General features: G+C 68.9%; 29 protein-coding genes and 1 pseudogene. 11 read left to right on the forward strand and 19 right to left on the reverse strand.

What is annotated here, in order from left to right:
• Nucleotides 1-3 precede the first annotated feature (3 nt).
• The 3 genes from MKL20_RS31820 to cutA form a co-directional block, all read right to left on the reverse strand.
• Nucleotides 4-435 (reverse strand): YybH family protein, encoded by a 432-nt coding sequence (locus MKL20_RS31820; RefSeq protein ID WP_243963169.1) that lies wholly within the window; start codon nt 433-435, stop codon nt 4-6.
• A 33-nt stretch (nt 436-468) separates the two neighbouring features.
• On the reverse strand, nt 469-960 hold the full coding sequence (locus MKL20_RS31825) for a lipocalin-like domain-containing protein (protein ID WP_244040035.1): 492 nt from the start codon (nt 958-960) through the stop codon (nt 469-471).
• A 193-nt stretch (nt 961-1,153) separates the two neighbouring features.
• Nucleotides 1,154-1,507, reverse strand: coding sequence for a divalent-cation tolerance protein CutA (cutA, locus tag MKL20_RS31830; RefSeq protein WP_244040036.1), 354 nt, complete (start codon nt 1,505-1,507; stop codon nt 1,154-1,156).
• Between the two features lie 146 nt (nt 1,508-1,653).
• Between cutA and MKL20_RS31835 the strand changes: the two genes are divergently transcribed.
• On the forward strand, nt 1,654-2,421 hold the full coding sequence (locus MKL20_RS31835; RefSeq protein WP_243963165.1) for an NAD kinase: 768 nt from the start codon (nt 1,654-1,656) through the stop codon (nt 2,419-2,421).
• Nucleotides 2,422-2,423: 2 nt separating this feature from the next.
• A pseudogene (locus tag MKL20_RS31840) lies at nt 2,424-2,905 on the forward strand (N-acetyltransferase family protein).
• Nucleotides 2,906-2,917: 12 nt separating this feature from the next.
• Here the strand turns inward: MKL20_RS31840 and MKL20_RS31845 are convergent.
• From MKL20_RS31845 to MKL20_RS31870, 6 genes are all read right to left on the reverse strand, one after another.
• Complete coding sequence (locus MKL20_RS31845) at nt 2,918-3,118, reverse strand: hypothetical protein (protein ID WP_243963164.1); 201 nt, start codon at nt 3,116-3,118, stop codon at nt 2,918-2,920.
• A gap of 135 nt (nt 3,119-3,253) precedes the next feature.
• The gene (locus MKL20_RS31850; protein ID WP_243963163.1) at nt 3,254-3,622 is read right to left on the reverse strand and encodes a DUF6481 family protein; all 369 of its coding nucleotides are present in this window, start codon (nt 3,620-3,622) and stop codon (nt 3,254-3,256) included.
• Between the two features lie 110 nt (nt 3,623-3,732).
• Entirely contained in the window at nt 3,733-3,942 is a 210-nt protein-coding gene (locus MKL20_RS31855; protein WP_007568877.1) for a cold-shock protein, read from the reverse strand.
• A gap of 345 nt (nt 3,943-4,287) precedes the next feature.
• Nucleotides 4,288-5,418 (reverse strand): beta-ketoacyl-ACP synthase, encoded by a 1,131-nt coding sequence (locus tag MKL20_RS31860; protein ID WP_244040037.1) that lies wholly within the window; start codon nt 5,416-5,418, stop codon nt 4,288-4,290.
• Nucleotides 5,415-5,882, reverse strand: coding sequence for a 3-hydroxyacyl-ACP dehydratase FabZ family protein (locus tag MKL20_RS31865; protein WP_244040038.1), 468 nt, complete (start codon nt 5,880-5,882; stop codon nt 5,415-5,417). The genes MKL20_RS31860 and MKL20_RS31865 overlap by 4 nt, the downstream gene beginning before the upstream one ends.
• Before the next feature lie 24 nt (nt 5,883-5,906).
• On the reverse strand, nt 5,907-6,215 hold the full coding sequence (locus tag MKL20_RS31870; protein WP_243963159.1) for an acyl carrier protein: 309 nt from the start codon (nt 6,213-6,215) through the stop codon (nt 5,907-5,909).
• 305 nt (nt 6,216-6,520) lie between these two features.
• On the opposite strand from MKL20_RS31870, the gene MKL20_RS31875 reads away from it, so the two are divergent.
• Entirely contained in the window at nt 6,521-7,633 is a 1,113-nt protein-coding gene (locus MKL20_RS31875; RefSeq protein ID WP_409568221.1) for an AI-2E family transporter, read from the forward strand.
• 37 nt (nt 7,634-7,670) lie between these two features.
• Here MKL20_RS31875 and MKL20_RS31880 read toward each other — a convergent pair whose 3' ends face one another.
• A complete protein-coding gene (locus MKL20_RS31880; protein WP_244040040.1) occupies nt 7,671-8,351 on the reverse strand; it encodes a L,D-transpeptidase in 681 nt (226 codons plus the stop codon).
• Between the two features lie 171 nt (nt 8,352-8,522).
• On the opposite strand from MKL20_RS31880, the gene MKL20_RS31885 reads away from it, so the two are divergent.
• A complete protein-coding gene (locus MKL20_RS31885; protein WP_244040041.1) occupies nt 8,523-8,966 on the forward strand; it encodes a VOC family protein in 444 nt (147 codons plus the stop codon).
• Nucleotides 8,967-8,968: 2 nt separating this feature from the next.
• Here MKL20_RS31885 and MKL20_RS31890 read toward each other — a convergent pair whose 3' ends face one another.
• Nucleotides 8,969-9,412, reverse strand: a complete 444-nt coding sequence (locus tag MKL20_RS31890; protein ID WP_007568861.1) for a cyclic nucleotide-binding domain-containing protein — start codon at nt 9,410-9,412, stop codon at nt 8,969-8,971.
• A gap of 76 nt (nt 9,413-9,488) precedes the next feature.
• Between MKL20_RS31890 and MKL20_RS31895 the strand changes: the two genes are divergently transcribed.
• Nucleotides 9,489-10,328: an SCO family protein gene (locus tag MKL20_RS31895; protein WP_244040042.1), complete on the forward strand. Its 840-nt coding sequence runs from the start codon at nt 9,489-9,491 to the stop codon at nt 10,326-10,328.
• Between the two features lie 165 nt (nt 10,329-10,493).
• Here MKL20_RS31895 and MKL20_RS31900 read toward each other — a convergent pair whose 3' ends face one another.
• The 3 genes from MKL20_RS31900 to MKL20_RS31910 all read right to left on the reverse strand — a co-directional run bounded on the left by MKL20_RS31900 (nt 10,494) and on the right by MKL20_RS31910 (nt 12,035).
• Nucleotides 10,494-10,853, reverse strand: a complete 360-nt coding sequence (locus tag MKL20_RS31900) for a VOC family protein (RefSeq protein WP_244040043.1) — start codon at nt 10,851-10,853, stop codon at nt 10,494-10,496.
• Nucleotides 10,854-10,908: 55 nt separating this feature from the next.
• Nucleotides 10,909-11,742 carry a helix-turn-helix domain-containing protein gene (locus MKL20_RS31905; protein WP_244040044.1) on the reverse strand — a complete coding sequence of 278 codons (834 nt, stop codon included), beginning with the start codon at nt 11,740-11,742 and terminating at the stop codon, nt 10,909-10,911.
• A gap of 86 nt (nt 11,743-11,828) precedes the next feature.
• Nucleotides 11,829-12,035 (reverse strand): hypothetical protein, encoded by a 207-nt coding sequence (locus MKL20_RS31910; RefSeq protein WP_244040045.1) that lies wholly within the window; start codon nt 12,033-12,035, stop codon nt 11,829-11,831.
• A 251-nt stretch (nt 12,036-12,286) separates the two neighbouring features.
• On the opposite strand from MKL20_RS31910, the gene MKL20_RS31915 reads away from it, so the two are divergent.
• Nucleotides 12,287-12,475, forward strand: a complete 189-nt coding sequence (locus MKL20_RS31915; protein WP_007568857.1) for a general stress protein — start codon at nt 12,287-12,289, stop codon at nt 12,473-12,475.
• Between the two features lie 142 nt (nt 12,476-12,617).
• Here the strand turns inward: MKL20_RS31915 and MKL20_RS31920 are convergent, their stop codons facing one another.
• Together MKL20_RS31920 and MKL20_RS31925 are read right to left on the reverse strand one after the other, a co-directional pair.
• On the reverse strand, nt 12,618-12,992 hold the full coding sequence (locus MKL20_RS31920) for a hypothetical protein (RefSeq protein ID WP_244040046.1): 375 nt from the start codon (nt 12,990-12,992) through the stop codon (nt 12,618-12,620).
• Between the two features lie 427 nt (nt 12,993-13,419).
• Complete coding sequence (locus MKL20_RS31925; RefSeq protein ID WP_007568855.1) at nt 13,420-14,223, reverse strand: response regulator; 804 nt, start codon at nt 14,221-14,223, stop codon at nt 13,420-13,422.
• A gap of 233 nt (nt 14,224-14,456) precedes the next feature.
• Between MKL20_RS31925 and MKL20_RS31930 the strand changes: the two genes are divergently transcribed.
• Complete coding sequence (locus tag MKL20_RS31930; protein WP_244040047.1) at nt 14,457-14,729, forward strand: NepR family anti-sigma factor; 273 nt, start codon at nt 14,457-14,459, stop codon at nt 14,727-14,729.
• A 128-nt stretch (nt 14,730-14,857) separates the two neighbouring features.
• On the opposite strand, the gene MKL20_RS31935 is transcribed toward MKL20_RS31930, so the two are convergent.
• Nucleotides 14,858-15,034, reverse strand: a complete 177-nt coding sequence (locus MKL20_RS31935; protein ID WP_007568853.1) for a DUF1328 domain-containing protein — start codon at nt 15,032-15,034, stop codon at nt 14,858-14,860.
• Between the two features lie 204 nt (nt 15,035-15,238).
• On the opposite strand from MKL20_RS31935, the gene MKL20_RS31940 reads away from it, so the two are divergent.
• Both MKL20_RS31940 and MKL20_RS31945 read left to right on the forward strand, forming a co-directional pair.
• Complete coding sequence (locus tag MKL20_RS31940) at nt 15,239-15,421, forward strand: hypothetical protein (protein WP_244040048.1); 183 nt, start codon at nt 15,239-15,241, stop codon at nt 15,419-15,421.
• A 171-nt stretch (nt 15,422-15,592) separates the two neighbouring features.
• Nucleotides 15,593-16,540, forward strand: a complete 948-nt coding sequence (locus MKL20_RS31945) for an MBL fold metallo-hydrolase (RefSeq protein ID WP_244040049.1) — start codon at nt 15,593-15,595, stop codon at nt 16,538-16,540.
• On the opposite strand, the gene MKL20_RS31950 is transcribed toward MKL20_RS31945, so the two are convergent.
• Both MKL20_RS31950 and MKL20_RS31955 read right to left on the reverse strand, forming a co-directional pair.
• Nucleotides 16,498-17,277, reverse strand: coding sequence for a DUF1499 domain-containing protein (locus MKL20_RS31950; RefSeq protein WP_244040050.1), 780 nt, complete (start codon nt 17,275-17,277; stop codon nt 16,498-16,500). The two genes, MKL20_RS31945 and MKL20_RS31950, sit on opposite strands and share 43 nt — an antisense overlap.
• 162 nt (nt 17,278-17,439) lie before the next feature.
• On the reverse strand, nt 17,440-19,242 hold the full coding sequence (locus tag MKL20_RS31955; RefSeq protein ID WP_244040051.1) for an AsmA family protein: 1,803 nt from the start codon (nt 19,240-19,242) through the stop codon (nt 17,440-17,442).
• Between the two features lie 314 nt (nt 19,243-19,556).
• On the opposite strand from MKL20_RS31955, the gene MKL20_RS31960 reads away from it, so the two are divergent.
• Complete coding sequence (locus MKL20_RS31960; protein WP_244040052.1) at nt 19,557-20,297, forward strand: CoA transferase subunit A; 741 nt, start codon at nt 19,557-19,559, stop codon at nt 20,295-20,297.
• A gap of 21 nt (nt 20,298-20,318) precedes the next feature.
• Nucleotides 20,319-20,981: a CoA transferase subunit B gene (locus MKL20_RS31965; protein WP_244040053.1), complete on the forward strand. Its 663-nt coding sequence runs from the start codon at nt 20,319-20,321 to the stop codon at nt 20,979-20,981.
• The last annotated feature ends 75 nt before the right edge of the window (nt 20,982-21,056 follow it).

Here is a 21,056-nt window from a genome sequence, read left to right on the forward strand (position 1 = left end):
CCCTCAATTCCACGTATGCAGCACCGTCCGCCAACCATCCTTCTGGCGCTCCAGCACGTTCACCCAATTGCCCTCGAATTTCTTCTTGGCGCCGCCGTCCACCGGCCCGGTCATCTCCCAGCGGCCCGAGACGATCAGGAGGTTGTCCTTCGCGACCGCGTTCTTCACCGTGGTCTTGTGGTCGTCCCAGCCCTTCGCCTTGAGGCCGGAGAAGAATTTTGGGATGCCGTCGCGGGTCTGGGTCGCGCCCTTCGTGACGACGATGGCGTCTTGTGTGTAGAGCTTGCCCAGCGTGTCCATGTCGTCGCGGTTGTAGGCCTCGTCCCACTTGGTCGCCGCGCTCTGGGCATCGGCTTCCAGGGCCTCCGCGCGGCACAGGCCGGGCATGAGGGCGGCGGCGAAAACCAGCGCCGGCAGACCATACATTCGGGGCATGTCGTCCTCCCTATAGAGCCACGAGTTTGAAGATCAGGGGTACTTTTCCCAGACCAACGTGATGACGCTCAGCTTTCCGTCAACGTTGAACTTGAACGGCGTGGTCGTGTAGACCAGTTGCCGTCCCTTCTGCTCGACCTGCCGGACCTGGGATGTCCCCGTCCAGGCCTCGTTCCAGGACGTGTCGATGCTGTGGGTGACGCGGTCGGCCTCGAACCGGTACGTCCCCGCATAGGCGAAGAAGGTCTTGTGCAGGTGGATCCTGTCCGCGTCGGACATCGTGTCGTTGGCGGCGGGCCGCGCGCGTCCCTCGAAGGCGCAGACGACCATCATCCGCCCATCGCGACCATAAGTGATCCAGCCATTCGGCTTGGGGCCGCCATAGGCATCGATGACCTCGCCGGTCTCGACGATTTTCCGCGTGGCGGTGACGAGGCGCCAGGTCCCGACCACCTCGTCGGCCTCCAGGGCTTGCGCGGCCGGGATGCCGAATCCGATCGCAAGGATTGCAATCAATCCTTTCATCGCACGCCACCGCAAGTCATGAAGCCGTATTCGACTTACGGCGCGATGATAATTCAGCATTGAATTTTCACGAAGTCAATTGTCGCCGCAGGCGATTTGCGGACATCCCGATTCATCCCTCAATGAATGCATTGAAGGCCCGTATTCGTGTCCGTTCGGGCTCTATCGCAACGCGGTATCGCGGCCGCATCAATCAGGACGACGACGGCGCCGCGGGGGCCGCGTCGGCAGGCTGCGTCTGCGCGAGGATCCAGGCCGCCGTGTCGGCGTCCGCGCCGGCGACCGGGAGATGCAGGATGATCGGCGTCTCATAGGGATGGCGCGCCTTCAGCGCCGCCGACAGGGCATCGGCCAAACCCTCCCGGCTCTTGAGGATGGCCGCGACCTCCTCGCCCCGTTCCACCGCGCCCTTCCAGCTATAGACCGACAGCATCCCGGGCAGGACGTTGATGCAGGCGATCAGCCGCTCGCGCACCAGGGCCTCGCCGATATTCAGCGCGGAGGCGGCATCGGGAAAGGTGGTGTAGACGAGGAGCGGACGCTCCATGCTATGCCTCCTGGATCGCGCATGTGCTTGAGGAGTCAGACGCATGCGGGGCACCGACGTCAACCGGGCGGTTCGCTCATCAGACTGGAGCCGTGACGTGACCCCCGACGCGACCCCGACGCGCCCGCCAAGCGGCGCCTGACACCATGCCGTCATCTAAAAAAATCGCCTTCGTGGCGAGCCCCACCGGCTACGCCCGCGAAGCCGCCGCCGCCCTGATGCGGCGCTACGACCATGTCCCACCCGAGGAGGCGGATGTCGTCGTGGCGCTCGGCGGCGACGGACTGATGCTGCAGGTGCTGCACCGCTTTATGGATCACCCGAAGCCGATCTACGGGATGAACCGCGGCACGGTCGGCTTCCTGATGAACGAGTTCCGGGACGACGACCTCCTGGAGCACCTGGACTCCGCCCAGCGCAGCGTCATCCACCCCCTGGTGATGGATGTGATCGACACCGAGGGCCGCAGCCACCGGGCGCGGGCGATCAACGAGGTCTATCTGCTGCGCCAGACGCATCAGACCGCCAAGCTGAAGATCGCCGTGGACGGGCATGTCCGGCTGGACCTGTTGATCGCCGACGGGGTGCTGGTCGCCACGGCGGCGGGCTCGACCGCCTACAATCTCTCGGTCGGCGGCCCGATCCTGCCGCTCGACGCGAAGCTGCTGGCGCTGACTCCGATCTCGGCCTTCCGCCCCCGGCGCTGGCGGGGCGCGCTGCTGCCGGATTACGCCCGGATCCGAATCGACGTGCTCGACGCCCCCCATCGCCCGGTGGCGGCGGTGGCCGACCACACCGAGTTCCGCCGGGTGTGCACGGTAGAGACCTCCCTCGACCGCGCCACCGAGCTCGTGCTCCTGCACGATCCCGGACACAGCCTCGACGAGCGCATCCTGCGGGAACAGTTCGGGTGAGCTTGGCGATACGACCGGCCCGCACGTCGGACCACGGGGCGATCGCCCGGATCATCGTGCCGACCATCCGAGCCGGGGAGACCTACGCACTGGACCGGACTCTCAGCCAGGCCGATGCCGTCGCCTACTGGACCGGCGCGGACCGCGAGACCTTCGTGGCGGAGCAGGACGGGGGGTGCTCGGTACCTACTACCTGCGTACCAATCAGGCTGGCGGCGGGTCCCATGTCGCCAATTGCGGCTTCATGACCGGTGAGGCTGCCGCCGGACGCGGCCTCGGCCGGGCCATGGGCGAACACGCACTCGATCGAGCACGCGCGCACGGCTTCTCGGCGATGCAATTCAACTTCGTAGTTTCGACCAACAGTCGAGCCATTCGGCTCTGGCAGAGCCTCGGCTTCGATGTGGTTGGCCGGCTCCCGAGCGCCTTTCGGCATCCGGGACTTGGCGCTGTCGACGCCCTAGTGATGTTCAGGGCACTCTGAATCGATGGCCGATCAGAGACGGCTGACGGCGACCAGTTCGCTCTCGCGGATCGCCCGCTCGCCGGCTTCTGTCCGGATCCGGTAGGAACGCTCGCCGGTCTGATCCTCAGGCATGAGGCGCAGAACCTCGAAGATCTCGCCGCCGCCCTTGTCACCCGGAAGTCCGAGCTGCACCCGGCAGACTCGCTGGCCGATCTTGAATTTATGGGTCATGCCAAGCTCCTGTGACGGGGTCTCGAACGGGACGCTCGAGGGCGGCCGACCGCGTCACGATCGGACCGGCCCCCCAATGTCTTTGACTCTCACGCGCCCGCGTGCCGGATCGGCTGCCACCTGGGCGTTGAGACCTTACCGCTTCTTGGCCGCCTTGGCCTTGCGGGCGAGGTAGCGCGCATCGCGCTGGAGCTTCTGCTCGGCCTGAAGGGCCTTGGCACGCTCCTGGGCGGCGAGCTGCTCGGCCAGCTTGCGCTCGGCCTCGGCCTGACGCTCGGCCTCGGCCTGGGCGGCGGCACGGGCGAGTTCCGCCTCGCGCTGGGCGGCACGCTCGGCCGCACGGGCTTCGCGGGCATCAACCACGGCGCGGCGCGCGGACTGGCGGGCGAGGACGGCCGGATCATCGGCAGTCGGGCGGGCCCGGAACCGGGCCAGCATCTCGGACCGCGCCTTGGCGGCGGCCTCCAGTCGATCGACGACGCCTTGCTTGTTCGGAAAGCTCACAGACACTCCTGTGTTGGGCGCGGCGGGCCGCCGTCGTCCCGAAATCGGATTTGAATACGAAGAAGCCGCTCCCTCAAGAGCGGCTTCGACAAAGGCCGACGAAGCGGCGATCAGACCGTCTGGAGCTGGCCAGCGGATTCCTTGCCGCTGCGGCGATCGGTTTCCAGCTCGTAGGAGACCTTCTGGCCCTCGTTCAGGCCGCGCAGGCCGGCGCGCTCGACAGCCGAGACGTGAACGAACACGTCCTTGCCGCCGTCATCCGGCTGGATGAAGCCGTAGCCCTTGGTCTCGTTGAACCACTTGACGGTTCCGGTGCTCATGGAATTCCTCGATCTTCGCAGGCGTCGTGAGAGATGGCACCCGCTCTGGAAGCGAATGCCGGTATCGACCGATAGCGATAGGAAAGTCAGAACCGCCCTGCGAAGGCGTAACGGTCCAAGATATCCGGACACGTGCCGATGAACCGGAGATAGGCCTTCGGCGCCCCGTTGGCAAGTCCGAAGAAATATTTCGGCCGGATCCAAGATCGACGCGGCAGAGATATTATCGACCGACATAGACATGTGACATCAGGAGAAGATCCGCGTCGTCAGACAGATAGCCAGGGCCGCCGAATCGACGATGATCCGGCTTCGCCGATCCGAAAGCCCCGCTTCAGGCGCGGGTCAGGCCGGAACCAGCCGCAGCACGCCTTCGCCGCGGCGATGGCCGACCGTCGTCACCGCCACCTCGCGGGCCGATCCGGCCGCGACGAGACCTGCGGCAAGCGCCGCTCCGAGCGGGGCGACGACCTCGAGTCCGTGCCCGATCACGTCGCCGAGGGCATGAAGGCCGGCATCGGGTGCGAGCCGCGCGAGCGCGTCCTGCTCCTCAGCGGTGATCGGTGCGACTCCGGTGGCTCCGGACAGGACGTGGTCCGGAGCCGTGAGGCCGGCCTGCGGCCAGAGCGCTTCGAGGCTGGCGGCGACGCTGCCGGGAATGCGCTGCGTGCGATCGCTCGCCACCCGGTCCAGCCGGGCGAGCGCCCGGGCTCCGCGGGCGGCGGCGTGCGCCTCGGATTCCAGGATCAGGAAGGCGGCGCAGCTCCCCAGGATGAAGCCTGGGGCTGCATCGGCCCGCTCGAAGACCGGCCGGTAGGGCGCGCGAGCGAGGTATCCGCCCATCTCATGGACCACCAGCACGTCCGGCCGCTCGGCGCTGTAGGAACCGCCGACCAGGATCGCGTCGATCTGGCCCGAAGCGACCCGGGCCTGGGCGATCCGCAACGCATCGACGCCGGCCGATTCCTCGCCCATGAAGGTGCGCGAGGCGCCCGTGACCCCGTGCACGATCGCGATGTTGCCGGCGAGCAGGTTCGAGAGCTGGGCCAGGAACAGCGTCGGCCGCAGGTCGTTCTGCAGCCGCTCGTTGAGATAGGCGCCCGGATCGGCGGCATCGCGCAAGCCGGTCAGGATCGCGCCGTCGACCGCGTAGTCGCGCTCGCCGCCGCCGGCCGCCACCACGAGATGGAGCGCCTGCTTGAGGGCGGCATCCTCCTTCACGCCGGCGGATTCGAGGGCGAGGCCGGCGGCGTAGACGCCGAGCCGCTGCCACGCCTCCATCTGGCGCTGGTCGCTGCGCTTGGGGATCTGCCCATCCCAGGCGATCGGCGGCGCCGGATGGACGCAATAGGGTGCGAAGGTCTCGGTGTCGGCCCGGGGAGCGGCGCCGCTCTCAAGGGCGGCGAGATGCGCGTCGATCCCCTCCCCCACACACGAGACGAGGCCGAGGCCGGTGACGAGGACGGGGCGGCTCATGGCTGCACCGGATCCGGGAACAGGCCGATCGTCCGGGCCCGCTCGCGCATCGGCGCGTCGAGCCCGTCCGGGAACGGCATGGTGCGGAAGCGCAGCTCCGCGTCGCAGAGCGGCTTGCCGGCATGGCTGATCGCGGCCTTGGTCACCGCGTAGCCCGAGCCGTCATGTTCCAGGCTGGCCGTCACGATCAGCTCCGCGCCGGGCCCGACGAAGGACCGGAACCGGGCCTTGTCGACCCCGGTGAGGAACGGCATCCGGGTGAAGTCGAGATGGGCGAGCACGAGGTAGCCCGAGGCCTGCGCCATCGTCTCGGTCAGCAGCACGCCCGGCACCAGCGGATGGCCGGGGAAGTGCCCCTCGAAGACGGGGCTCTCCAGCGGCACCCGGGCGAGCGCCTCGATCCGGCCGGCGGCCCGGTCGAGGTGCCGCACGGCATCGATCATCTCGAAATATTCGAGGCGCATGGGGGTGCGTCGGGCTCTAGCGCGTCAGACCTTGGCGGCCTTCTCGGCCACCAGGGCGTCGATGCGCGCACACAAGTTCTTGAGCACGAAATACTGTTCCGCCGGGACCTTGCCCTCGTTGACCTCCTGGGTCCAGCGCTCGAGCGGCAGCTTGATCCCGAAGGCCTTGTCGACCGCGAAGGCGATGTCGAGGAAGGCCAGGCTGTCGATGCCGAGATCGTCGATGGCGTGACTCTCCGGCGTGATCTTGTCCCGCGGGATGTCGGCCGTCTCGGCTATGATGTCGGCCACGCGCTCGAAGGTGGCGGTGCCGTGGGCGGGCTCGTCGGACATGTCTTCTCGCGGGCTGTTCGGTTTCCGGACCGGTCGGGCGGGGAGCCCCCTCGACGCCGGGCGACCCGGCGCTCACGCCCCGCGCGGCCACCAATACGCATGCCGGCCCCTGTTGCGCGGGCCGGTCGGACGGCCGCGACCTCTACACGAGGGGGTCGGAGGCGGCAACCGTAACGGTTCCCGGTGCGTTGCAGCGCTGGTCCCGGGTCGTCCGTCGAGATGGGCGCAGGGACCACGCGCCGCCCCGCGAAGTGTTCGGCTGATCTGCGCGGGATCCTTCGCACGGCGCTCAGGAGACGAAACCGATGTTACCCACGGCCCAACCCGTCGCGGTTCCGACGCATGCCGCCCCCCCGCCCCCGCCGGAGCGGGCGCGCTCACAGGGGACAGCGCGGGTCATGCTGGTTCTGGCGCTGTCCGCGCTCGGCCTCTGGATCCTGCACGGCTTCCTGCCGGCCCTGGCCTGGGCGGTGGTGCTGGCCATCGCGCTGTGGCCGCTCTACGCCCGCCTGGAGCGGCGTTTCCCGCCGGGCCGGCACAACCTGCTGCTGCCGACGCTGATGACCGCGGCGGTGGCGCTGGTCTTCCTCGCGCCTCTCGCGATCCTCGGCGTGCAGGCGGCGCGCGAAGCCCACGACGTCGCCGAGTTCGTGCGTAGCGCCGAGGCGAACGGCGTCCCGGCCCCGGACTTCCTCCAGCACCTGCCCTACGGCGCCGCTCAGGCTACCGCTTGGTGGAACGACAATCTCGGGCACGCCCAGGCCGGCTCGGACCTGCTGCACCGGTTCGAGAACAACTCGGTGATCGGCGCCTCGCGGAATTTCGGGCGCGAGGTGCTGCACCGGATCGTACTGTTCGGCTTCAGCCTGGTGGCCCTGTTCTTTCTGTTCCGCGACTGGCGCATGGTGACGGAGCAGGCTCAGGTCGCCTGCGACCGGCTGTTCGGCCCCCGAGGCGAGCGCGTGGCGCGGCAGATGGTGGCCTCGGTGCACGGCACCGTCGACGGCCTCGTGCTGGTCGGCCTCGGCGAGGGGTTCATCCTGGGCGTCGTCTATTACTTCACCGGCGTGCCGCATCCGGTGCTGCTCGGCGCGTTCACGGCGGTGGCCGCGATGATCCCGTTCGGCGCGGCCGTCGCCATCGCGGTCGCGGCGCTGCTCCTGGTCGCGGCTGGCTCGGTGAAGGCCGCCGTCGTGGTGGCGGTGGCCGGCTTCGTCGTCACCTTTGTGGCCGACCACTTCGTCCGGCCGGCGCTGATCGGGGGCACGACCAAGCTGCCGTTCCTGTGGGTGCTGCTCGGCATCCTCGGCGGCGTCGAGACCTTCGGGCTGCTCGGCCTGTTCGTCGGCCCGGCCGTGATGGCGGCCCTGGTCCTGCTGTGGCGGGACTTCACCGAGGGCCACGACAAGACGGCGTGAGCGCGCCGGCTCGGCCGCTCCCCACGGCGACCGGGCGTCAGGCCCGGTACTTGCCGCTGCGCTTCACCAGCACCCGGGTGCCCACCGGCACGCGCTCGTAGAGGTCGGCAACGTCCTCGTTGAGCATCCGGACGCAGCCCGACGACATCTGCTCGCCGATGCTCCAGGGCTCGTTGGTGCCGTGGATCCGGAACAGGATGTCGCGGTTGCCCTGGTACAGGTAGAGGGCACGGGCGCCGAGCGGGTTGTCGACGCCACCCTTGCGGGTGCGCGGCAGGTCCGGGTTGAGCGAGACCATCGTGACGGTCGGGCTCCAATCCGGCCAGACGCCCTTGCGGCCGACCCGCGCCTCGCCCTTCCAGGAGAAGCCCGCCTTGCCGACGCCGACGCCGTACTGCATCGCGGTCCCGTCCGCCTGGACCAGGAGGAGCTGGCGCTGGTCGATATCGACCAGGATCGTGCCGGGCTTCTCCGGACCGTTGTAGCTGACCTGCTGGCGGCGATATTTCGGATCGAGCCGGGCGGTGTCGACCAGCGGGATGTCGTAGGGTTTGTCGGCCTTCGTGCCGATGTACCAGGCCGATTCATCGTCCTGCGCCAGCTGGGACGGGCGCGTCTGGCAGGCGGCCAGCGGCGCGATCGCCACGACGGCGAGCAGAATTCGCGAGAGCAGGAGCCGGCGAATTCGGCTCCAGGCCGATCGGTGTGGTGCGATCATGGGTCCTGACATGCGGGATACGGTCCTGGGCGCTATGCCTACCGTCTCGCAGTCTGCGACGATGTAGCTTTTGCGCCGCACGGACGCGCGAGCGGCCGCTGCCGCGGCCATGGTTGCGCCCTAATTCAGAACGCGAGACCCGAAGCCAGTGCGACAACCGCGAAGGTGATCATGGCCGAGACCGAGACCCTTTCGACCAACGCCGTGGTCGCGCCCGCGATGCCGCTGCGCCCGGCGATCCACCTCGACCATTGCGTGATCCACGTCACCAACTGGGCGCGGTCCAACGCCTTTTACCAAGATGTGGTCGGCGCCGAGGTGATCGAACGCGGGAGCGGCTTCGCCTACCGGTTCGGCGGCGTGCAGCTCAATTGCCACGGCCCGGGCGTGACGGCGGAACCGGTGGCGGCGCAGCCCGTGCTGCCGGGTAATAGCGACCTGTGCTTTCGCTGGTCGGGTACCATCGAGGGGGCGATGGCGCATCTCGAGGCGGCGGGCGTGCCGGTGGAACTCGGCCCGGTCGAGCGGAATGGTGCTGCGGGTCCCGGCCTCAGCGTCTACTTCCGCGATCCGGACGGCTCGCTCCTGGAATTCATTACCTATCCGACCGCATGAGGTCAGCCTCGGCTCTCGGCGAGCGCCTGGTTGGTCTGCTCCAGCCGCAGTGCCAGCACCCGCATCAGCGCGATGCTGATCTGGGGGAACTGCGCCAGCAGCTCCAGGAACACGCCGCGATCGATCCGCAGGGCCGTCACGGCCGACTCCGCCGTCACGGTCGCCGAGCGGGGCTGGTCGGCCAGGATACCCATCTCACCGACCAGGGCGTCCTGCCCGAGCAGCGCGAGCCGGACCGGGCCCGCCGGCCCGTCGATGCTCACCTCGGCGCTGCCCTTGAGGATCACGTAGGCGGCATCGGCCACGTCGCCCCGGGCGAAGAAGCGCTGTCCCGGCTCGAAATGCACGCGCTCGCTCGTGAAGGCCAGGAGCTTCAGGCGCGCCGGCTCGACCTCGCGGAACAGCGGCACCTGACGTAGAGAGGAAACCTCGGTGTCGAGGGTCATGCGCTGGCTCCGCGACGGGCTTCACGCCCTCGCGGGCATGGGTGGACTTGAAAGGGCCGGACAGGCCGACACATCCATGCGGTTCATCAAGCCCTTGTCCAGTCCCACGCACGATGCGACCCGCACGGTCCAGTACCTGATCGTCGGCGTCCTTACGATTGTCTGCAGTTGCTTGGCAGGTTCCGGCGCCGTCGAGGCGCGGCTGGTCCAGGCCGACCTCGCCCGGGTCGCGGCGGCCCCCGCGCCCGGCGCCCAGGCGCCGCTCTCCGTCGCGGTCACGGATGCCCGGACCGGCGAAGCCACCACCTTGGGACAGGCGCTCGGCGGACGCGCCGCCCTTCTGCTGCCGGTGGACTATACCTGCGGCAATGTGTGCGATCCGATGGTGTCGATGGCCGCGGATGCGCTGGCGGCGACCGGCCTTGCCCAAGAAGACTACGCATGGGTGCTGGTCGGGATCGACCCCCGCGACGATGCCGCGGCCGCACGCCGCATGATCCACGAGACGCTCGGCGCGCGCACGGCCGACGTCACGCCCCTGATCGTTTCGGACACCGCCCTCGCCCGGCTGACCGGCGCCCTGGGCTACACGGCGGTCTACGATCCCGGGACAGATAGTTTTGCCCACCCCGCCGCCGCGATGCTGCTCACCCGCGACGGTCGGGTGGCCCGGGTGTTGTCACCGCTGGCGCTGACCGGACGCGACCTCCGCCTCGCCTTCACGGAAGCCGGCGAGGGACGGGTCGGCGGCTTGGCGGATCGCTTGGCCTTGCTGTGCTACGGCTACGATGCCGCACGCGGCATCTACACGCCCCTCGTCGAGCGGATCCTGATGGTGGCCGGTCTCGCGACGATCCTCGCGATCGGCCTGCTCATTGTCGGCCTGTCCCGCAGGACGCGGGCGCGGTCCGGCTGACGGGCGTGTCCCAATGAGCGCATCATTCCGAAAGGTGACGCCGGCCCTCGGAAGAAGACGAGGCGCCAGAGCCGTTCCCGATCACATTGCAATCGGACCCGACTCGAAAGCCTTTTTATCGCCTTCGCTTGTGCCGAACCGGTACCCACTTCGGCGGTGAGCGCTCTAGCCGGGCTGGTGCAGGCCGAACCTGAGGCCTTGCGAATCCCGACAGTTGCAGAAGCGCCCGAACCCGGCTTCCGCCTCGCTGGGCCCCTCTACGTCGCCGCCGAGCGCACGCACGCGCGCCGCCGCCGCTTCGATGTCGGTCACGCTGAAGTAGAGCACGATACCGTGTGCCGGATCGTTGCCGTGGAGTCCGGCCCTGATCCTGGGCGTCTGAAACCAGCCGTCGCCGGTATCACCCATCGTCGTGAACGACCAGCCGAACAGATCAGTCAGAAACCGAGCGGTCACCGCCGCATCGCCGCTCCCGACCTCGAAATAAGAGATTTCGCCATCCATGCGGGTATGCTCGCTCGCCATCGATGCCGGCATCCTCACACCGGCGGCTGCGGGCGTCTTGAAGAAATCCGACGTGTCAGGCGCCCAGCAGGGATGCGGGCTTGCCGGGAAGATCTTCGAAGCACGCCGCGCGGTAGGCAGCGGGCGGGCAACCAGCCAGCTCTCCGAATTCCCGCGTAAGATGGCTTTGATCGCTGTAGCCGCACGTGGCCGCCACATCGGCCAGCGTGATCGCGCTCTTGTCCATCATGGCCCGAGCCCGATCGAAGCGTATCCGCCGCGCGGCCGTCTTCGGGGACAGGCCTGTCGCATCTTGGAAGCAGCGCGCGAAATGACGGTCACTCCAACCGATCGTCCGCGCGAGCCTGCCGATCGGGACTGCGCCGGCCGACCGTTCGAGTTGCTTCCAGGCCCACCAGATTTCTGGACGCGGCAGACGGGCCGCGCTGGCGAGCCGAGCCAAGAACAGGGCATCGAGCAACGCGAAGCGTTCAGCCCAGCCGGGAGCGGCAGCCAAGCACTCGATCAGCGTGCCGGCATCGCGGCCGAGCAAGTCGGCGAGTGCGACAGGGTCATCGCTCGCGGTGAGGGGCGCACCGAGCAGGACGGTCGAGGCCCAGGGAACGATGTCGATTTCGACACACTGCAACTGACCGTCATGGCCCGCGAGAAGCGGCCCGCTGGCAGCGCCGGTCACAAACGCGTGCAGTTCGCACCCCGGCTTGCCGATCCGGCCGACCGTCACCTTGCCGCTGAAAGCGATGATGACCGAGACGTGCGGGCGCGCGGGCTCGACCCGCCGCACGTGTGCCCCGACCTCTTCAACGAACCCGGCGTAGCCGCGGGCATAAGCCGACACCGCGCGTGCGGGCGTGCCCGCAAGCATTTCCGAGGGGACGAGCGAGACCATCGCGTGTTCTCGCACGCTCCGCAGCACCGACCAAGGATCGATGGAAGTCGGTCACCGCTAGACCGCCCGTGAGACGGTCTATGGCTTCAGCGCTTCGTTGACAGCCCCTGTTCGCCCGGAGCAGGGGCTTCCCGCTTCAGACTGGCATTCAGGTGGGGCGAATCCACCGGTTCCTCGCGGGTGGTCGGCGTCGGCGAATCCTCAGGCGCCGGCATCGGCGGCAGCGGCGGCGTATTCGGCTTCACGGCCGGCTCGGATCCGGCCGCGTCCTTGACCATGTTGCGGTTCGTCACTGCCGAAACCTCTCTTCCCAAGCCTGCATCGTCGGGTGCCCCGGGGATGCGGCACGAGAGTAGGCCGGCCTCAGGCCGGTCCGCATCGGACCCCCGTGGACAAACGCGCAGATCAACCGGGGACCAACGCCGCACACAGCCGGCGGTTGCTGCCAAGCTTAGCTTTGCCAAACTTGACCACGTCTCGTCACAGGAACCTTGGTTATTGCTGAAGGTTGTTGCGGGGTGAAGCGAAGCCTGAGGAGGAACTGATGGCATCCGGAAATTCAACCTCGAAGCGGGGCTTTGCCTCGATGGACCTGTCGCGGCAGCGCGAGATCGCCAGCAAGGGCGGACGCAGCGTGCCGGCCGAGAAGCGCTCCTTCTCGCAGGATCGCGAACTGGCCTCGTCGGCCGGTCGCAAGGGCGGCCAATCCACGGGGACCGGCCGCGCCGAGTGACCCAAAGCCAAGATCGAGTCGCGTAACGGCGCCGTGTCCCCAGGACCGGCGCCGTCTCTCGTTTGAGGCAACGCCAAAACAGCAAAAGGCCCCGCTGGGACAGCGGGGCCTTTTGCTTTCCATGCTTCGTCGGGAGCGGCGATCAGGAGATGCAGCGACCCGGGGTCATGCGGCGCGCCTCGGGGCCGACCAGGGAGCTGAGAGCGATCTCACAGCCCTCGCGGACCAGCCGTCGCGGCTGCGGCGGCTGCTTCAGGATCGGCCGAATACCGATCTCCTGCCCCTCCTCGGCGACCGGGACAGAGCGGCCATCGACACGCTGGACGCCGGCGACCCGCGTCGGGCTCAAGGCCAGCGAGACCGGACGCATGCCCGGAAGCGGCGCCTGCACCGTCGAGGCAGCGGCCAGGATCGGGGGGGTCCAATGGTCGGCCGTCTCACGCACCACCGGTTGGATCAACACGGTGAGAAGAGCCGCGGGAGCACTCACGCCCAGAATGAAACCAGACCGCAGCATCGCCCCGACCTCATCATGAGAGCTTGACAGGATGTTTCCATAACGCGGTCTGCAATCGCGGGTTCCACGACTGTGCCGTCTCTGTGCTTCCTGAGTATTCGCTGACGAACCGGCTGTTAGTGCGGCGGCGCACCCCCGTCATCCACAACCGTCCCATGTGCTTAAAAGGTCACATTCGCCTAAAAAGCGCACTTTCCGGAACCTCCCAGCCCCGCGCTCGTTTCATCGAGACCCGGCCACCTGGTCCTCCCCGCATTCCCCTTGTGCATCGGCCGGAACCTTTTCGACGGGCTGGAGCCATCTCCAGCCCGTTTTTTTGCGTGCGTTCGACCGGACCAGGGCAACAAAAAACCCCCGGCTCGGGCCGGGGGGTTTTTCGAGGTTCGTAGCTGGTCCGGAGCGGCGAACCGCTCCGAAGGTCGGAGCTTCAAGCCGTCTTGGCTTCCCGGCGGCGCGCGGTCTGCTGGAAGAACAGCGCCTGGCTGATCACCGCGGAGACGTTTGCCGGCTGGAACGGCTTGGCGATGAGGAAGGCCGGCTCGGGCCGCTCACCGGTGAGGAAGCGCTCCGGATAGGCGGTGATGAAGATCACCGGCACCTCGAAGGTCTTCAGCAGGTCGTTCACCGCGTCGAGACCCGAGGACCCGTCGGCCAGCTGGATGTCGGCCAGGATCAGGCCCGGGCGCTTGCCCTCGCTGGCGATCTTGATCGCCTCGGTCCGGGTGCGGGCAACGCCGATGACGTTGTGGCCGAGGCCTTCGACCAGAGCCTCGAGATCCATGGCGATCAGCGGCTCGTCCTCGATGATGAGGATCTCGGTGGCCATGTCGGCGGCGAGCTCGCGGCCGGCCTCGTCCACCAGGTCGCGGACCTCGGAGACGTCCACGGCCAGGATGATCGCCGCGTCCTCTTCCGAGAAGCCTTCGAGGCAGGAGAGCAGGAACGCCTGGCGCGGCAGCGGCGTGATCTGGCCGAGGCGGACTTCGGCGGGCAAATCGTGCTGGACCTGCTCGCTGCGCCCGTTCACCGACAGGGAATTCCAGATCCGGGTGAAGACCCGGAACAGGTCGGCCTTGATGTTGGTGCTGCGGCCAAGCGTATCCGGCTCGTTGACGAGGGTTTCCAGGGTGGCGGCGACATAGGCGTCGCCCGCCACTTGGCTCCCCGTGAGCGCCCGCGCGTAGCGGCGCAGGTACGGCAGGTGCTGTACCACGAGTTGCGATGTCGACATTCGATCCCCTGTGCCTCGCCGTGTTGCCCGGCCGCGATGCCTCGGTCCTCGACCGAGGTCGTGCCGGGGCCGGCTTGTATCCTGCGCAGCCTACCGCCCAACGCGGAGGCCCGCACTCCGTTCCGCCCCCAGCGGAACCGATCCGGCGGGCGGGCGTTGCAGCCGCAGCCATGGCGTATGTCGAGCCGCAGTACAATGCGGCCCAGCGGACTTCGGCAACAAGGGGCGTGTGAATGGCGGACCAGGGCAAGGATGCGGACCTCCGCACGGGAGATCCGCATGCTGGAACCGCCGCAGATCGCCTACCCCCCTCCGGCGAAGGTCGAGGCGCTGCGCCACCCACGGAAGACCGGTCTGCTGCCCGTCACGGCCTCAGCGACCACACCCGCAATCGCCTCGCCGCACAGTTGCGTGCGATGTACGACACGGTGGCTCAGCAGCCGGTCCCTGACCGTTTTGCCGAACTCATCGCCAAGCTCGATGGCGGCGATCGCGAAAAGGCGTGATTTCCAGTGACCGGCCCACGCGCTTTGCAGGCCGGACAGTCTCCCAAGATGGAAAAGCCGCCGTTGGTAACGGCGGCTCCCCCAATTCGCGCGCCAGCTCGGCGCCAGCGTCAGTCGTTACGACTGATTTACAGAGTTGGCGAACGGCCGCGCATCAGGCCGACGACGGCCGAGATCGCGAACAGGACGATCGCTACGAAGAACACCAGCTTGGCAGCTTCCATGGCGGTTCCGGCAATACCACCGAAGCCGAGCAGAGCGGCGACCAGAGCGACGACGAGGAAAGTTACGGCCCAACCGAGCATTGTGCGTATCCTTTAAAAGTACCGGCGCGGGCGGCCGCGTCGTTCTGGACTCGAAAACGCCAAGGTTTCACTTCGGTTCCGCGCACTTGACAACGGACCCGCTTTTCGTCTCGCTGATGGACCTCCCCGCGACGAAGGGTGACGGAACGGGAGTTGGGCGGTCGCGTTCGATGATTGGTCATTAGGTCCGAACCGGGATCCGAGATGCTGCAAACTGCAAAGAGAGCCGTTCGATCCAAGGTCGCCGCCCTCGCGGCGCGGGTGACGGAGATCGTCGATGGGGCTGCCGACATGGCGCGCGCGGCTGCCCTTGGGCTCGGCGTCGTGCCGGCTCCCGTTCCCGTACCCGTCCGTGTGCGGACCGGCCGGTCCCACCGGGACCGCTGAATCGCGACCCGCCTGACACCGACAGGCGAACCGGCGGATCGCCGCAACCATGGCTCCCGAGCCGCTGGCCGGGGGCATTTCTCCGTCCGCCCCCCCCCTGAACCATCGCACCCGATTGCGCAGCCCTCCGGCGCAGCCGTAGAACCACCGCCGGGAAGGCACGGGGTGGCGATGGCGGTTGAAGACGAGAGCAAGCCGACCTTCGATCGGTCCTTGCCCGAGAGCGGGCGCATGGAGCACGTCGCCCCGCTGATCCGGCGGCGAATCGCCCCGAACGGCGGCCCCTACACGGCGACCGGGACCTGCACCTACGTGGTCGGCCATGAACGGGTCGCGGTCATCGATCCGGGTCCGGACGATCCCGCCCATATCGAGGCGCTGCTGACCGACCTCGGCACCGAGCAGGTTGCGGTGATCGTGGTCACCCACACGCATCGGGATCATTCGCCTGGGGCGCGTCTCCTGGCGGCCCGGACCGGTGCGCCCATCGTCGGCTGCGGCCCGCATCGCGCGGCCCGCGCCTTGACGGAGGGCGAGGCGCCCATGCTCGATGCCAGCTCCGACAGGGCGCACGCCCCCGAGCGGGTCATGGTGGACGGCGATACCGTTTCCGGGCCGGGCTGGACCCTCGTGGCCGTGGAGACTCCCGGCCACACGATGAACCACCTCGCCTTCGCGCTGCCGGAGGCCGAGGCGCTGTTCTCGGGCGACCACGTGATGGCCTGGAACACCACGATCGTCGCCCCCCCGGACGGGGAGATGCGGGCCTACATGGCCTCGCTGGAGAAGCTGCGCGGGCGCGGCGAGACGATCTACTGGCCCGGCCATGGCGGCCCGGTGCGCGAACCCGCGCGCCTCGTCCGCTGCCTCATCGGCCACCGCCGCCAGCGGGAGGCGGCGATCCGCGCTCGCCTGGCCGCCGGGGATGCGCGCATCCCGGAGGTGGTCGCGGCGATCTACCAGGGCCTCGATCCACGGCTGCGGGGGGCGGCCGCCCTGTCGGTGTTCGCCCATCTCGAGGATCTCGTCGGACGTGGGCTCGCGACCTGCGACGGGCCACCGCGCCTCGACGGGATCTACTTAACCGCCAGCGCCAGGTTGGCGACGTCGTCGAGATAGGCCCGGATGCGGTCGGCATTGCTGCCGAAGTCGCGGCCTCCGAGCCGCGAGGCCGAGCGGACATCGATCCGGGCGCCGTCGGCCCGGGGGCGAATCCGCACGGTCACGTCGTCGGGCAGGTTCAAGATGAGACCGCGGGCCACGGCCTCGATCCGGCCGTTGCCGGTACGCCCCCCCGGACGGATCGCCTCGACGATCTGCCAATGCCGGTTGAGGGCGGCCTTGCGGGCCAACTCGAAGGCCTCCTCGGCGCCGATATCGAGCGTCAGCGGGGCGATCTGCGGGTAGGCGCCGCGCTGGCGCTCGCGGATCGCGGGGCCGGGATCGGCCGGGTAGAGTCCACCCCGGGCCGCAAAGGCGGCGCGCGAGCGCGAGAAGGCCGGCGGGTTGTCGATATCGGTGGTGATGTCCGACAAGACCGGCAGGCGCAGGCCGCGCACGCCCAGATAGGCCGGGTAGCCCAGGAGCAGCAGGGCGAGCAGCAGTCCGGCCAGCGCAGCCCCCAGGCCGCGCGCGCCCTCGCGCCAGACATGCACGAACGCGAAGAATGCCGCGACCGCCGCGGCCAGGGCGACGCAGAGCCCGGCCGCGAGAGCCACCAGCGCCGCGTCGGTATCGGCGCGCGGGTCCCGGACCAGGATCAGGGCGAGCCCGGTGGCGATGATGGAGAACACCGCGAGCTGCCGCGACAGCGGTCCGGCGCGGGTGACGGGATCCTCGACAAGCTGGCGGCGCATGGGGGTCACGGAGGGGTTCGGGGCCGGAGCTTAAAGCATCATCCCGAAAGGTGGCCACCGGCTTTCGGGAAAAAGATGATGCGACATCAAGGATCTACAGCATCGTGCCGGTTCCGATATCCGGCACAATGCTGTAGGTTCGGGCGGGCGCGATGGCCAAGGTCAGGGTGCGTAGGCGCGGGCGGTGCCGCTCAGCCCGAGGGCAGCCGGCACCTTGAAGGGATCGGGCAGCATCGCCTCGCCGTGGGACACGATCTGCGCCGTGGGCGCGTCCCACGGACCCGAGACCTCGAACAGCAGCCCGCGGGCCGGGTCGGCCAGGGCCCGCAGCGCGAGGTCGCCCCGGGCCTCGATCCGCCGGCCCGGCAGCGAGACCTGACCCTGCAGGCTCGCCCCGACGCTCGGGCCCCGCAGGCCGGATTCGGCGAACTCGCCGATCCCGTCGGAGAAGCGCAGGGTGATCGCGGCGCGCTCGAAGACGGTCCGGCCGTTCCGGCGCGCGAGCGCCCCGGCGGGAACCACGCCGTTGCGATGGACGAGCTCGGCCAGGTCGAGTCCCGCGATCGCGCCCCCGTCCACCGAGAGGGTGGCACGGCCGCCGAGATGGGCGAGCAGGCCGGCGCTGTCGCGGGCGCTGCCCTCCAGGCTGAATTGGCCCTGCAGGGGCCCGCTCATCCAGCGTCCCGCACCGATCTCGCCCAGCAGGGTCCCGGCATCGACTCGATCCAGGCTACCCTGCATTCGCACCTCGGTCTCGGCCGGATCCTCGGCGCTCGACAGGGTGAGACGCCCCTTGAGCGTCCCGTCCTGAAGGCGGGCGCGGTTCACGGCGATTTCCACGGCGCCGTCCCGCACCAGGATGCTGGCGGCCAGATCCTGCGCCTGGACCGGCCCGACCCGGCCCTCGGCCGCGGACAGGCGCAGGTCGAGATCCCCCTTGGTCAGCGGTGCCAGCGCCAGCGACGTCGGCTCGGACTCGAACAGCTTGATCAGGTCGCCCATCAGCGGCGACAGATTGAGCGTCTCGGCCGCCAGCGTCGCCTGGACCGAGAGGCGCGGGGCGGTCCCGGCCCCGAGGGTCACGGCGCCCGCGCCATCCAGAACGTCGTCGCCGAGCCCCACGCGCAGGCTCGGCCACGACACGGATCTGTCCGCAGCCTCGAACCGTCCCTCGAGCGAGAAGGCGCCGGCTAGCGCCGCGAGCGGTGCATCGCGCCCGAGCCAGGCCAGGGTCCGGGGAAGCGAGCGGCTCTCGAACCGGGCGCGCCCGGCCAGCGCCGGCAGGCCATCCCCGTCCGGCGGGGACCCCGCCGTCCCCTTGGCGGCCAGGCTGCCATCCGGCCAGGTCACCGACGCCGTGAATGGGGTCCGCAGGCCCTGCGCGATATAGGCCGGCAGCAGATGGGTCAGCGCGATCCGCGTCGGCACACCCCGCCAGGTCAGGCCGGCATGGGCTTCGGCGGACGCGCTCCAGAACGGCCAGGAAAGGTCGACGTCGATGTCCCGCGCGTCGTCGCCGTTTCCGATGCGGGCGCCGCTCAGGGCGATCCAGCGCGGGCGTTGGGTCAGGCCCGAGCGCATCCGCACGGCGAGCTGAGCCAGCGGTGCGCGCCAGGCGGCGGCATCCGGCGACAGCCGCGCATCGTCGAGCCGGAGCCCGCCCAAGGCGGCGCGGCCGGCCAGCAATCCCAGCGGGTCGAGGTCGATCGTCAGGCGGCCGCCCTCCGCGAGAGTCGGCCCGGTGGGTCCGGCGGCGATGCGGACGCGGCCGAGGCTCAGGCGCGGGATCGGCAGAAGCCTGAGGCTCGCCGGTCCCTGAGCGGTCAGCGCCAGGCCGTAATCGTCCAGCGCATGGCCCGCGAAGGTCATCGCCCGGCCGCCATCGACCGACCAGTCCTGCAGGCCGAGCCCCGCGAGGATCAGACCTCCGAGGGCGACAACGAAGATCGGGCGGCGCGGCGACATCATGCTCCGAATGGGCGAGCCGCGGGTGCGGCCGGGGGCCAGGTGCCGCGCCAGCCCCCTCAAGCCGTCGCGGCCCGGTCGGGTCTGCTCGTTGGGTGCACGTCATAGCGCGCTCCGCCGCCCTTGTCTGCGGGGGGCGGCGCGGGCCGCTCCGCTCTCCCCAGCGCGGTGCGGGTTACGGATCGCCCCGGACGCCATGTGGGCCGAGGATACCGGTACTGGATTTCGTCAGCGGAATCAGGGACAGCAGGCCCAAGGAAACGCGCATCCCAAGATTTCGGCCGGGACAGACCGGGCGGGAAAAGGACGGTTCGATGAAGAAGGTCTACACGGATCCCACGGCGGCTTTGGCCGGATTGCTGCGCGACGACATGATGGTGATGTGCGGCGGCTTCGGCCTCTGCGGCATCCCCGACGAGCTGATCGAGGCGGTGCGCGCCTCGGGGGTCAAGGGCCTGACCATCGTCTCGAACAATGCTGGCATCGACGGGGTCGGCCTGGGCAAGCTCCTCGACACCCGGCAGGTGCGCAAGATGATCTCGTCCTATGTCGGGGAGAACAAGGAGTTCGCCCGGCAGTATCTCGGGGGCGAGCTCGAGATCGAGTTCAATCCGCAGGGGACCTTGGCCGAGCGCATCCGCGCGGGCGGCGCCGGCATCCCGGCCTTCTTCACCAAGACCGGCGTCGGCACCAAGGTCGCCGAGGGCAAGGAGGTGCGGGAGTTCGACGGCGAGGAATACGTGATGGAGCGGGGCCTGTTCGCGGACCTCGCCATCGTGCACGCCCATACCGGCGATACCGAGGGCAACCTGCGCTACCGGATGACCGCACGCAACTTCAACCCGATGATGGCGACCGCCGCCAAGATGACGGTGGCGCAGGTGGAGCACCTCGTGAAGCCCGGCGAGATCGACCCGGACACGATCCACACGCCCGGGATCTTCGTGAAGCGGATCATCGAGGTCGGCGTGCGCGAGAAGCGCATCGAGCAGCGCACCACCCGCAAGCGCGGCGACAGCACGCCCGCGGCCGCCGCCGGCGGCGGCACGCACTGATCGAGGGAAGGGAGTAAAACGATGGCCTGGACCCGCGAGCAGATGGCGGCGCGCGCCGCCAAGGAGCTGGAAGACGGCTTCTACGTGAACCTCGGAATCGGCATCCCGACGCTGGTGTCGAACTACATCCCCGAGGGTATGTCCGTGCAGCTGCAATCCGAGAACGGCATGCTCGGCATGGGCCCCTTCCCGTACGAAGGCGAGGAGGACCCGGACCTGATCAATGCCGGCAAGCAGACGATCACCGCGCTGCCGACGACGAGCTACTTCTCTTCGGCAGACTCCTTCGGGATGATCCGGGGCGGGCACATCAACCTGTCGATCCTCGGGGCGATGCAGGTGGCCGGCAACGGCGACCTCGCCAACTGGATGATCCCCGGCAAGATGGTGAAGGGGATGGGCGGCGCCATGGACCTCGTCGCCGGCGTGAAGCGCGTCATCGTGGTGATGGAGCACGTCGCCAAGAACAAGGACGGCACCGAGAGCCCGAAGCTGCTCAAGGCCTGCGACCTGCCGCTCACCGGGACCCGGGTGGTCGATCTGGTGATCACCGATCTCGGCGTGTTCGAGATCGACAAGAAGGGCGACGGCGGCATGAGGCTGATCGAACTCGCCGACGGCGTCTCCGAGGAGGAGATCCGCAAGAAGACCGAGGCGGATTACACCGTCGCGCTCGCGGCCTGATACGGAGCGATCGCAAGGCCAGAATAGGGGTTTCCGAAGGGCCTGCGGCCCTTTGGCGGGGTTCGGGGCGCCGAG

The sequence above is a fragment of the Methylobacterium sp. E-066 genome (assembly GCF_022829635.1).
Classification (GTDB): Bacteria; Pseudomonadota; Alphaproteobacteria; order Rhizobiales; family Beijerinckiaceae; genus Methylobacterium.

Coding starts and splice junctions, on each gene's coding strand:
- MKL20_RS31930 (WP_244040047.1), top strand. CDS start 14,457: ATGGCGGACCAGGGCAAGGATGCGGACCTCCGCACGGGAGATCCGCAT.
- MKL20_RS31945 (WP_244040049.1), top strand. CDS start 15,593: ATGGCGGTTGAAGACGAGAGCAAGCCGACCTTCGATCGGTCCTTGCCC.
- MKL20_RS31900 (WP_244040043.1), bottom strand. CDS start 10,853: ATGGCGAGCGAGCATACCCGCATGGATGGCGAAATCTCTTATTTCGAG.
- MKL20_RS31885 (WP_244040041.1), top strand. CDS start 8,523: ATGGCCGAGACCGAGACCCTTTCGACCAACGCCGTGGTCGCGCCCGCG.
- MKL20_RS31915 (WP_007568857.1), top strand. CDS start 12,287: ATGGCATCCGGAAATTCAACCTCGAAGCGGGGCTTTGCCTCGATGGAC.
- MKL20_RS31950 (WP_244040050.1), bottom strand. CDS start 17,277: ATGCGCCGCCAGCTTGTCGAGGATCCCGTCACCCGCGCCGGACCGCTG.
- MKL20_RS31835 (WP_243963165.1), top strand. CDS start 1,654: ATGCCGTCATCTAAAAAAATCGCCTTCGTGGCGAGCCCCACCGGCTAC.
- MKL20_RS31935 (WP_007568853.1), bottom strand. CDS start 15,034: ATGCTCGGTTGGGCCGTAACTTTCCTCGTCGTCGCTCTGGTCGCCGCT.
- MKL20_RS31825 (WP_244040035.1), bottom strand. CDS start 960: ATGAAAGGATTGATTGCAATCCTTGCGATCGGATTCGGCATCCCGGCC.
- MKL20_RS31940 (WP_244040048.1), top strand. CDS start 15,239: ATGCTGCAAACTGCAAAGAGAGCCGTTCGATCCAAGGTCGCCGCCCTC.
- MKL20_RS31925 (WP_007568855.1), bottom strand. CDS start 14,223: ATGTCGACATCGCAACTCGTGGTACAGCACCTGCCGTACCTGCGCCGC.
- MKL20_RS31875 (WP_409568221.1), top strand. CDS start 6,521: ATGTTACCCACGGCCCAACCCGTCGCGGTTCCGACGCATGCCGCCCCC.
- MKL20_RS31895 (WP_244040042.1), top strand. CDS start 9,489: ATGCGGTTCATCAAGCCCTTGTCCAGTCCCACGCACGATGCGACCCGC.
- MKL20_RS31860 (WP_244040037.1), bottom strand. CDS start 5,418: ATGAGCCGCCCCGTCCTCGTCACCGGCCTCGGCCTCGTCTCGTGTGTG.
- MKL20_RS31965 (WP_244040053.1), top strand. CDS start 20,319: ATGGCCTGGACCCGCGAGCAGATGGCGGCGCGCGCCGCCAAGGAGCTG.
- MKL20_RS31845 (WP_243963164.1), bottom strand. CDS start 3,118: ATGACCCATAAATTCAAGATCGGCCAGCGAGTCTGCCGGGTGCAGCTC.
- MKL20_RS31890 (WP_007568861.1), bottom strand. CDS start 9,412: ATGACCCTCGACACCGAGGTTTCCTCTCTACGTCAGGTGCCGCTGTTC.
- MKL20_RS31870 (WP_243963159.1), bottom strand. CDS start 6,215: ATGTCCGACGAGCCCGCCCACGGCACCGCCACCTTCGAGCGCGTGGCC.
- MKL20_RS31905 (WP_244040044.1), bottom strand. CDS start 11,742: ATGGTCTCGCTCGTCCCCTCGGAAATGCTTGCGGGCACGCCCGCACGC.
- MKL20_RS31955 (WP_244040051.1), bottom strand. CDS start 19,242: ATGTCGCCGCGCCGCCCGATCTTCGTTGTCGCCCTCGGAGGTCTGATC.
- MKL20_RS31855 (WP_007568877.1), bottom strand. CDS start 3,942: ATGAGCACCGGAACCGTCAAGTGGTTCAACGAGACCAAGGGCTACGGC.
- MKL20_RS31820 (WP_243963169.1), bottom strand. CDS start 435: ATGCCCCGAATGTATGGTCTGCCGGCGCTGGTTTTCGCCGCCGCCCTC.
- MKL20_RS31920 (WP_244040046.1), bottom strand. CDS start 12,992: ATGCTGCGGTCTGGTTTCATTCTGGGCGTGAGTGCTCCCGCGGCTCTT.
- MKL20_RS31960 (WP_244040052.1), top strand. CDS start 19,557: ATGAAGAAGGTCTACACGGATCCCACGGCGGCTTTGGCCGGATTGCTG.
- MKL20_RS31880 (WP_244040040.1), bottom strand. CDS start 8,351: ATGATCGCACCACACCGATCGGCCTGGAGCCGAATTCGCCGGCTCCTG.
- MKL20_RS31865 (WP_244040038.1), bottom strand. CDS start 5,882: ATGCGCCTCGAATATTTCGAGATGATCGATGCCGTGCGGCACCTCGAC.
- cutA (WP_244040036.1), bottom strand. CDS start 1,507: ATGGAGCGTCCGCTCCTCGTCTACACCACCTTTCCCGATGCCGCCTCC.